A 9,726-nucleotide genomic window follows, 5' to 3' on the forward strand; every position below is an offset into this window, starting at 1 on the left:
ATATAAATGGGTAATGTACAAGTTGCTGTAGAAGCATGTTTAGTTCGTCTGATCACAGATACTTTATAAACTATTTTAATACTTTTTTGAATCCGTCAATGCGTAAGTCCTATCTAAATAAATAATTATGAATATATGAAAGGGATGAAGTGGTGCTTGTGGGATATAAGAAGAATGAGGAGGGATTATGTCTGAATTAGTTGATCATGAAGTTGTCACTATTTTTAAAAAATATTTGCATCCCTTATCAGCAAAACTCACTGAAATGTTGAATGAACATTTCAGTCATCAAACTGAAAGACGGGGATGTGGCTATACACAAGCCACACGGGTAATAGCTGAGTTTGTTTCACAACCACGTGATTTAATTGGCTTTCAAGACTTACGCATTTTTGATGACTACGATACCAAAGCGCTGAGAAATATTTTAAATCAATCTTCGTCATATGGTTTGGAGTTATCTACATGGCGTAATTTGGATCAAAATCCACAAGTGATTGAGTCTTTAACTCGTTTGAATCCCCAAGAAACATTCACCCAAAACCTACAACAAGAATATGATTTTCAATCGAAATTAAGAACACTACATCAATATGCAGAGTTAGAAGAAAGTATACTGATATGTCAGTTACTTGCAGATATTATTCTTCCACAAGATTCAACAGTCTTAGATATGATCGAATGTCTTGCGCTGACCGAGAAGCCTAAAGTAGGTTCCTGTCCTATGGCGGAGAAGTTTTTTTTAAGAATTGCACATCATCGACTTCTTCGACAAGGCGAGATAAATATTTTTGTAGATGAACATGATCAACCGATAATGATGGAAAAAATGAATATGGGTGATAATCATTCCTGTATCAGTTTAGTTCCTTTGATCATGAATGGTGTACGTTTACCAGCAGGGAGTCTGTTTTCTGCACAATATGAGATAGAGAACTTAGAGAAATCAAAAAATAAACAATATAAAGGCTATGTGATTCCGATCTCTCAGATGAATGGTTTTTGGTTTTTAAGACTGACGACATTAGCTGTATCACCTCAAAATCGAGCGCGTGCTTTTGGTTATCATTTCAAGCAACAAGTCGATAACGGGCTATTTAGACCTGATTCAACTGAATTGAGTCAATTGATGGAAATTGCTCGAGATCAGTTATGCGTAGAGCATCCATGCTAAAAGCTTGTTATTCACCTCGATATTACGCAAAGACACATACCAACAGTATGGAGAAGCTTTCAGCTGTGGCGGAGGTCTTGCACCACCAACAAATGGTAGAATTTGTTGATCCTGGAATAATAGATGTTGAGATTTTAAAAAAGTTACACAACCCTCAGTTTGTTGACGCCTTTGTAACAGGTGAAAGTTCTTTCGCAACTATCCAAGGATTTAAACCGTGGAATGAACAATTGCGTGATGCAATTTTGTCAGTACAAGCAGGACAGTTGGTTGCTGCTGAGATCGCTTTTAAAGAGGGTGTGGCAGCCAATATCGCCCAAGGTTTTCATCATGCTAGTTATGAGTCGGGTGCTGCATATTGTACTTTTAATGGTCTAGCATTGGTGGCAAAACAATATCCAGAAAAGCGCATTTTTATTTTGGATTGTGACCAACACGGTGGTGATGGTACTGCCATTTTTACTAACCGCCTGAGTAATCTTGTGAATTTTGGAATTTTTGGGATTCGATTTGGTTGTAAAGCTGGTGAGCGTAGTCTGACGCGCTATATACATCCTAAACAAGGGAATTTTGATTTATATCGTGAAGCTGTATATGAGGCATTTCAATACGCTTCTCGTTGGGAAGCAGACTTAATTATTTATCAAGCAGGGATGGATTGTCATCAACATGATAAGTATGGGTCTAAATGGTTTACGACAGAATTGTTATATGCTCGAGACTATTTGGTTTTTGATATGGCAAAAAAAATGAAAATCCCAATTTTGTTCGTTTTGGCTGGTGGATATCAACAATTAGAGGATTTGGTACCATTACATGTAAATACTTTCAAGGCTGCAAATGAGATTTACTATCCTATGTAAATAAAAAACTCTCAAAATAAACTAAGATTATTTTGAGAGTTTTTTTGATGTTTTAACTTATCGAAGTTTAGCTAACCAGTCACCAAAAGATTGAACGAATTGAACTAAAAGCAATAGCACGATCACGGTTAAGATGACCACACTAGTATCAAAGCGTTGATAACCGTATGAAATCGCTAAATCACCAATACCGCCTGCACCAACTGCACCAGCCATCGCCGTTGCGCCAATTAAAGAAATTGTGCCAGTGGTTAAGTTTAGGATAAGAGAGCTACGTGCTTCAGGAATGATAAACTTGAAAATAATTTGCCAAGGCGAAGCTCCCATTGCTTGTGCAGATTCAACAATCCCTTCGTTAACTTCAAGTAAAGATGTTTCGATGAGACGACCTAAATATGGTCCTACATAAATCGTTAGAGGCACAATCGCAGCCCATGTCCCAATTGATGTACCGACTAATAGTTTAGTCAATGGGATAACAGCAATCAGTAATATAATAAAGGGCAAAGAGCGGAGTGCGTTTACGATGGGGTTTATGGCATAGTAAATTGCTTTATTCTGTAAAATACCACCTGTACGCGTAACAACTAAAGTTATGCCTTGAATGAATCCCCAAATGCAGCCGAACAATAAAGCGAAGAAAACCATTTGAAATGTTTCTTGCAATGCTGTAACGAATTGGTCGATAGTTAAAGCACTTTTCCAAAAAGGAGCTGTCACTTCGGTGAGCCACTGTACAATTAAATCTCTCATTGACTGACTCCTGATTGCTCAACTTTTACACCTTGACCCTCAAGAAATTTGATTGCTTCCTGAATGATGAGTTGATCGCCCAAAAGTTGAATAAACATTTGTCCGATTACAGTGCCATTAATTTCAGTCATGTTTGCAAAAAGAATATTTAAGCTGATATCAAATTTTTTAATGACGGCTTGAATAACAGTTTCTTGGGCTGACGTGCCGAGAAATTGCAAGCTATAGATACTATTGTGATTTTGGTGTTCTAAATTATCTAAAATATTAATCGGCAATTGCTGTTGTAAAACAGTTTGAATAAAGGTTTTGGTTGTGGGATGTTGAGGCTGACTGAAAATATCTAAAGTTGGACCAGTTTCAATCACTTTGCCCGCTTCCATGACCGCAACATAATCGCAAACAGATTCAATTACATCCATTTCATGGGTCACCATAACAATCGTAATATTCTGCTCTTTATTAATCTTCTTTAATAATGCTAGTACAGATTTTGTGGTTTGAGGATCTAGAGCGGAAGTTGCCTCATCACAAAGCAGGATTTTAGGATGATTGGCCAGTGCACGTGCAATACCCACGCGTTGCTTTTGACCGCCAGACAACTCATCTGGATATGCATCTTTCTTATGTTTTAGATCAATAAAGTCTAACAGCTCATTCAAACGCTTTTCACGTTCAACTTTGCTATGACCCAGTAATTTTAGTGGCATCTCGATATTTTCAGATACCGTCTTGGTCTGTAATAAATTGAAATGCTGGAAGATCATGCCAATATTTGCACGTTCTTGACGAAGGCTACGGGCATCTAAAGCCGTAAAATCAGTCTGATTGATAATGACTTGACCTTGAGTAGGGCGTTCAAGCAGATTAATCAAACGTATTAGCGTACTTTTCCCCGCACCACTATACCCAATAATGCCAAATATACTGCCTTCTGGAATCTCTAAATTAATTTGATCCAGAGCGTTGATCGTTTGACCTTTTAGCTGGTAATGCTTTGAAATATTTTTAAATTGGATCATATCGTCAATACTAAGCAAAAATGAAAAAAAACAGGCAAAGTGATTTGCCTGTTTCCTATACAGATTATATTACGAATTTGTTTCTGTGAGATAACTAACAGGTTTATTCACGTCAACTTTCGTACCAGCAAAATATTCTTGAACATATTTTTTCACCGCTTCAGTGTGATAAAGAGTACCAAGCTTTTGTAATACAGGATCATTTTTTCTTGAATCAGCTACAGCTAAAATGTTGACATTCAGCTTCGTGCTTTGGTCAATCGGTTCATAAAAGATAGAATCTTTTAGAACATTTAAACCGCCTTCCATTGCAAGGGTATTCCCCAATACAATCGCATCAACTTCATCTTTAACACGTACAGCAGTTGCCATTTGAATTGGTTTAATATCGAGTTTTTTCGTATTTTCGATAATATCGCTTGGTGTGCCTTTTGCTGGATCAAAGTCAGATTTTAATTTGATCAAACCAGCACTTTGTAATAACAATAACGCACGAGCTTCGTTTGCTGCATCGTTTGGAATTGCGATTGAAGCACCTTCAGTAAACTCTTCGACCTTTTTGACTTTGCTTGAGTAGATGCCCATAGGCTCTAAGTACGTCGTTGAAACTGGTGCAATCTTATCTTGATTTGAAGCATTAAAAGCAACAAGGTAAGCATATGATTGGAATGCATTTACATCAACTTCTTTATTTGCTACAGCTGTATTCATTGCTACATAGTCTGTAAAGTTTTTCACTTCAAGCTTGATACCAGCAGCTTTAGTTTCTGGCAAGGTCGCAATGAAACGCCAAATATCTGCATCTGAACCTGTTGATGCCATTACAACGGTTTGTAATCCACCCGCTTCATTTTTTTGTTCTGCTTTGGTGTCAGGTTGTTTACTGCACGCTGCAAGTAATAACACAGACACACTTAAAAAAAGACTAATTAGCTTTTTCATGTGTAAATCCTAATCGGAATAATGCTTAGTAAATAATCCGCTAATGCATTACTTAAGAGCTATAGGGTTCTTGTTACAAAGAGGTGAGTCGGTTCAAAATTTAGTGTTATGAACAGGCGACTGATCGGATTATTTGCAACAACAGAAAATCAAGAACGTTGATCTTAAGGATTTGACTTAAGCATACTGGTTCAATAATTTTCATATCAAATCGAGATTAGCTGATACTTTTCTAGTTAAATTTCATATTCTTATTCATATATAAAAGAATATGTATAAAACTAAAAGTACTCGCCGAAAATTTTGGCAATCATAACAATAATTTGGGTTCTGTTATAGTGTTCTATTTTGTACTTGTGGGTATAAATATATGATTATTAGAAAAATAGTTTAATTTTGGTAAAAGTAAATAAATGATACTTTTGTAGTTTTTTCTAATGGTGGAAATGTCAGATTTTATTGAATTAGTGATATATATTTTTCTGAATTTAATATTTAAATAATGAATAAGGAAATGATTTTTATGCTAATTAAAGAATAAAAAAGCCTTCCGAAGAAGGCTTTAGTTAATTAACCAAAGCTTATTCTGCTTTTTCACGTGCAATTGCGCGATAACCAATATCACTACGATACTGCATACCTGTAAATGTCACTTGACCACATACTTCTAGTGCATTGATTTGAGCTTCTAGAACGGTGTCTCCAAGCGCAGTCACGCAAAGCACGCGACCGCCTGCAGTAATCACATGACCATCTTCAGTCGTTGCAGTACCTGCATGGAAAATTTTTGTATCTTCTGGAGATTGACCAATACCTGATATCACATCACCTTTGCGTACAGTTTCAGGATATCCTTCAGCTGCAAGTACAATGCCGATTGATTTGCGATCATCCCATTCGGCTTCACTTGGTAAGTTACCAGCAATACCAGCTTCAACCAAATCAACTAAAGATGATTTTAAACGCATCATGATTGGTTGAGTTTCAGGATCACCAAAACGACAGTTAAACTCGATCACACGTGGTTGACCTTGTTCATCAATCATCAAACCAGCATACAGGAAACCAGTATAAACATGACCATCTGCTGCCATACCATCAACAGTAGGACGCATAACTTCGTTCATTACGCGTTCAAATACTTCCGGTGTAACAACTGGAGCAGGAGAGTACGCACCCATACCACCCGTATTTGGACCTTGGTCACCTTCAAAAATACGCTTATGGTCTTGTGAAGTTGCCATCGGTAAAATGTTTTTACCATCGATCATGCAAATGAAGCTTGCTTCTTCACCTTCGAGGAATTGTTCAATCACAACACGTGATCCAGCATCACCGAATTTGTTGCCCGCTAACATATCATCAATGGCATCAAAAGCTTCTTGGTTAGTCATCGCAACGATAACGCCTTTACCAGCGGCTAAACCATCAGCTTTAATTACAATAGGGGCGCCATTCTGCTCGACATAAGCCTTAGCAGCATCCACTTCAGTAAATACATCATAAAAAGCAGTTGGAATGTTATGACGTTTTAAGAAATGTTTAGCGAATGCTTTTGAACCTTCAAGCTGAGCTGCGTATTGAGTTGGACCCCAAATTTTTAGACCAGCTTCGCGTGCTGCATCCACAACACCGTTTACTAATGGAGCTTCAGGTCCTACGATCACTAAAGCAACATCATTTGCTTTGGCAAAAGCAATAATTGCTGGATTATCTAAAATATCAAGTTCAACGTTTTCACATTTGTCTTCAGTTGCAGTACCAGCATTGCCTGGCGCAACAAAAACTTTAGTCACTTGTGCATCTTGTGCGATTTTCCATGCAAGTGCATGTTCACGGCCACCGCTACCCAAAACTAAAATATTCATTATTAATTTATTTCCTTTTTAAGTATCTCAAGTACATCCACTAAAAATAGAAAATTCCCCCTTGAGATGCAACTAAAACATCGCAAGAGGGATTTTTTAAATCTATTAGTGACGGAAGTGGCGCATACCAGTGAAGACCATTGCAATACCAGCTTCATCTGCTGCAGCAATCGTTTCTTCGTCGCGCATAGAACCACCAGGTTGGATGATACATTTGATACCAGCTTTTGCAGCGTTATCAATACCATCACGGAATGGGAAGAATGCATCTGATGCCATAACTGCACCTTCAACAATTAAACCTGCATGTTCAGCTTTGATCGCAGCAATACGAGCAGAGTTCACGCGGCTCATTTGACCTGCACCTACACCAATGGTTTGACGGTTTTTGGCATAAACAATTGCGTTTGATTTCACATATTTTGCAACTTTCCAAGCAAAAATCATGTCATCAATTTCTTGTTCAGTTGGCGCTCGTTTAGTCACAACTTTAAGATCATCTTTAGTGATCATGCCTAAGTCTTGATCTTGAACTAACAAACCACCATTGACACGTTTATAATCAAGTTGCGGCGCACGTGCATCAATCGCTGGAAGCTCACCGCAAACCATGACACGGACATTTTTCTTGGCACCAGTGACTTCAAGTACACCTTCTGCGATGCTTGGAGCAATAATCACTTCAACGAACTGACGATCAACAATCGCTTGAGCAGTCTCTACATCTAATTCACGGTTAAATGCGATGATGCCACCGAATGCTGATTCTGGATCTGTAGCATATGCAAGATCATAAGCTGCCTTAATGCCATCTAAAGAAACAGCAACACCACATGGGTTTGCATGTTTAACGATGACACAAGCTGGTTTAGCGAATGATTTTACGCATTCAAGTGCAGCATCAGTATCAGCGATGTTGTTATAAGAAAGTTCTTTACCTTGTAATTGCTTTGCAGTTGAAACAGATGCTTCTTTAGCATTTGCTTCAACATAGAACGCTGCATTTTGGTGTGGATTTTCACCATAACGTAAATCTTGTGCTTTATTTAACTGCGTATTGAATGTGCGAGGGAATAAATCTGCTTCACCCTCAGCTTTACCAACACGTGCTCCTAGATAAGATGCGATCATGCCATCATATTGAGCAGTATGTTCAAATGCTTTAACTGCTAAATCAAAACGAGTCTCGTAAGAAAGAGCTCCATTTGTCTTTAACTCTGCAATTACATCATCATAGTCAGATGCATTCACAATGATACCAACTGAAGCATGGTTTTTCGCAGCGGCGCGAACCATAGTTGGACCGCCGATATCGATATTTTCAATCGCATCTGCAAGTGAGCAGTTTGGTTTTGCAACTGTAGCTGCAAATGGATAAAGGTTTACAATCACCAAATCAATCGGATCGATGTTGTGTTCTTGCATTACAGCTTCGTCCAGACCACGACGAGCTAAAATACCACCATGAATTTTAGGATGTAGTGTTTTTACACGACCATCCATCATTTCAGGGAAACCTGTATGCTCAGAAACTTCTACGACAGCGATGTTGTTGTCTTTAAGCAACTTATAAGTACCGCCAGTAGATAAGATCTCTACCCCTAGAGCAGCAAGGTTTTGAGCGAATTCAACGATTCCAGTTTTGTCGGAAACAGAGATTAAAGCACGTTTGATAGTCATGATTTTGGTCAACAGTTTGAAGTCTACAGATTAAAACAATTAAGCATAAAAAAATGCCCACGAGAACGTGAGCATTTTATCAATTATTCACTCATTAAACCGTGAGCTTTTAACTTTTTACGCAAAGTACCACGGTTAAGGCCTAAAATCTCGGCAGCACGAGTTTGATTGCCACGAGTATATTCTAAGACCACAGATAAAAGAGGTTTCTCCATTTCTGCTAAAACCATGTCATATACTTGAGATGGTTGCTCACCTTGCAACTGTGCAAAATAATGACGAACTGCGCGATCTACATGGATACGAAGAGCGACATCAGATTGAGCCGTAAAAATAGGAGATTTGCTATTCATGCGTGTTAATCCGAAAAATCAAATATCACTTGGGTAAAGTGATATATAAATGTGGTCTAAATTACTGAGCCCTGTTTTAGATCCTAAAACAGTGACTCTAAAACAAAAGGACTATTAGCTTGCCACAAATCCTCGAATTGTGTAAAAAATAAGCGTAACAATAGTTAAATATTTGTTACAGCCTACTTTCAAAAACAAAAAAACCAACAATGCGCTTATAGGATTAAAGCACAGTTCGTTTAACGATTTTATTGTTTATAAATAACGAGGAGTAAGTAGGTCAAAGCATTCTTGGCGCGTATCATACCACTGTCTGCGAAAAAGTGAGCAAATTAACTGCACTTTTTTTTATTTTTTTGTCACTTTTTTATGCTTTTAGGGCTGTACAATTTCTAAACTATAGTTGTCGAAGCTATTTTTGCTTTTTTCAACCGTAAATTCGAATTTAAATGGGCTGTTTGAAGGGATGCGTTGAATCGGCTTTAGACTGTCTACTAAATAGTCTTGGGGTTTGAGTGTGATATCCGTAACGGTCTCACCTTTGTCTTTAAGGATGAGTCTAATCGAAGGAATCAAGACACTATCTTTATGATGATTGATCAGCACACCCGAAAACATTGTTTCGTTTTTACTGTAGCGTTTAACTTTAACTTTCTCAAAACTTAGATATTTATATTGTTCATCAAGTGTTTTGCAAGTCAAAACACCACATGCATAGTTAAAGATACGGTTTAAAGCAGGGCTTTCATGCATAAGCTTTGGGTTAAACCATAAGATTTGAAAAGCGAAAACCAAAATGAGGACAATATTACCGATCCCCCAAAGACTGTAATATAGCCAACCGTGTTGTTTCGATGTTGGTTCATGATCAACCAATAAAGCATCTTCGGATAAATTTAAATTTGGTAATGCTGTGACTGGCTCAGTATTAAAATAATTTAAATTGTTTAGATAGGTCCTTTGTACACGACAAAAAAATATAACTCATTGAAATAATGGCATAATACTTGTTTTCTGACGACGAATATGATGGCACATTTCAATGAGTTACATCTCATCTTAAACAAATAT

General features: G+C 37.6%; 8 protein-coding genes and 1 pseudogene. 2 read left to right on the forward strand and 7 right to left on the reverse strand.

The features are described from left to right. Window positions 1–187: 187 nt before the first annotated feature. Together ACSC97_RS16845 and ACSC97_RS16850 are read left to right on the forward strand one after the other, a co-directional pair. Window positions 188–1,174: a hypothetical protein gene (locus ACSC97_RS16845; protein WP_099948896.1), complete on the forward strand. Its 987-nt coding sequence runs from the start codon at window positions 188–190 to the stop codon at window positions 1,172–1,174. Then, complete coding sequence (locus tag ACSC97_RS16850) at window positions 1,168–2,037, forward strand: histone deacetylase (RefSeq protein WP_112987253.1); 870 nt, start codon at window positions 1,168–1,170, stop codon at window positions 2,035–2,037. Before ACSC97_RS16845 ends, ACSC97_RS16850 begins: the two co-directional genes overlap by 7 nt. A gap of 57 nt (window positions 2,038–2,094) precedes the next feature. Here ACSC97_RS16850 and ACSC97_RS16855 read toward each other — a convergent pair whose 3' ends face one another. From ACSC97_RS16855 to ACSC97_RS16885, 7 genes and pseudogenes are all read right to left on the reverse strand, one after another. Then, window positions 2,095–2,790, reverse strand: coding sequence for a methionine ABC transporter permease (locus tag ACSC97_RS16855; RefSeq protein WP_004912277.1), 696 nt, complete (start codon window positions 2,788–2,790; stop codon window positions 2,095–2,097). Continuing rightward, window positions 2,787–3,812 (reverse strand): methionine ABC transporter ATP-binding protein, encoded by a 1,026-nt coding sequence (locus ACSC97_RS16860; RefSeq protein ID WP_004912274.1) that lies wholly within the window; start codon window positions 3,810–3,812, stop codon window positions 2,787–2,789. The genes ACSC97_RS16855 and ACSC97_RS16860 overlap by 4 nt, the downstream gene beginning before the upstream one ends. Before the next feature lie 69 nt (window positions 3,813–3,881). Next, entirely contained in the window at window positions 3,882–4,754 is an 873-nt protein-coding gene (locus ACSC97_RS16865; RefSeq protein WP_436662085.1) for a MetQ/NlpA family ABC transporter substrate-binding protein, read from the reverse strand. A 581-nt stretch (window positions 4,755–5,335) separates the two neighbouring features. Beyond that, complete coding sequence (gene purD, locus ACSC97_RS16870; RefSeq protein ID WP_004955161.1) at window positions 5,336–6,622, reverse strand: phosphoribosylamine--glycine ligase; 1,287 nt, start codon at window positions 6,620–6,622, stop codon at window positions 5,336–5,338. A 105-nt stretch (window positions 6,623–6,727) separates the two neighbouring features. Further along, window positions 6,728–8,302, reverse strand: coding sequence for a bifunctional phosphoribosylaminoimidazolecarboxamide formyltransferase/IMP cyclohydrolase (gene purH / locus ACSC97_RS16875; RefSeq protein WP_436662087.1), 1,575 nt, complete (start codon window positions 8,300–8,302; stop codon window positions 6,728–6,730). Window positions 8,303–8,385: 83 nt separating this feature from the next. Then, window positions 8,386–8,655 carry a DNA-binding transcriptional regulator Fis gene (gene fis, locus ACSC97_RS16880; RefSeq protein WP_001086304.1) on the reverse strand — a complete coding sequence of 90 codons (270 nt, stop codon included), beginning with the start codon at window positions 8,653–8,655 and terminating at the stop codon, window positions 8,386–8,388. A 375-nt stretch (window positions 8,656–9,030) separates the two neighbouring features. Continuing rightward, window positions 9,031–9,612, reverse strand: a pseudogene (locus ACSC97_RS16885) (DUF3426 domain-containing protein); the annotation flags it as partial. Window positions 9,613–9,726: the final 114 nt, after the last annotated feature.

Origin of the sequence: Acinetobacter sp. P1(2025) (assembly GCF_051390655.1) — a bacterium.
GTDB classification, from domain to species: domain Bacteria; phylum Pseudomonadota; class Gammaproteobacteria; order Pseudomonadales; family Moraxellaceae; genus Acinetobacter; species Acinetobacter junii.

Bases quoted from the DNA above. Each gene is read 5' to 3' on its own strand.
- ACSC97_RS16845 (WP_099948896.1), top strand. From the start codon at position 188: ATGTCTGAATTAGTTGATCATGAAGTTGTCACTATTTTTAAAAAATAT.
- ACSC97_RS16850 (WP_112987253.1), top strand. From the start codon at position 1,168: ATGCTAAAAGCTTGTTATTCACCTCGATATTACGCAAAGACACATACC.
- ACSC97_RS16855 (WP_004912277.1), bottom strand. From the start codon at position 2,790: ATGAGAGATTTAATTGTACAGTGGCTCACCGAAGTGACAGCTCCTTTT.
- ACSC97_RS16860 (WP_004912274.1), bottom strand. From the start codon at position 3,812: ATGATCCAATTTAAAAATATTTCAAAGCATTACCAGCTAAAAGGTCAA.
- ACSC97_RS16865 (WP_436662085.1), bottom strand. From the start codon at position 4,754: ATGAAAAAGCTAATTAGTCTTTTTTTAAGTGTGTCTGTGTTATTACTT.
- purD (WP_004955161.1), bottom strand. From the start codon at position 6,622: ATGAATATTTTAGTTTTGGGTAGCGGTGGCCGTGAACATGCACTTGCA.
- purH (WP_436662087.1), bottom strand. From the start codon at position 8,302: ATGACTATCAAACGTGCTTTAATCTCTGTTTCCGACAAAACTGGAATC.
- fis (WP_001086304.1), bottom strand. From the start codon at position 8,655: ATGAATAGCAAATCTCCTATTTTTACGGCTCAATCTGATGTCGCTCTT.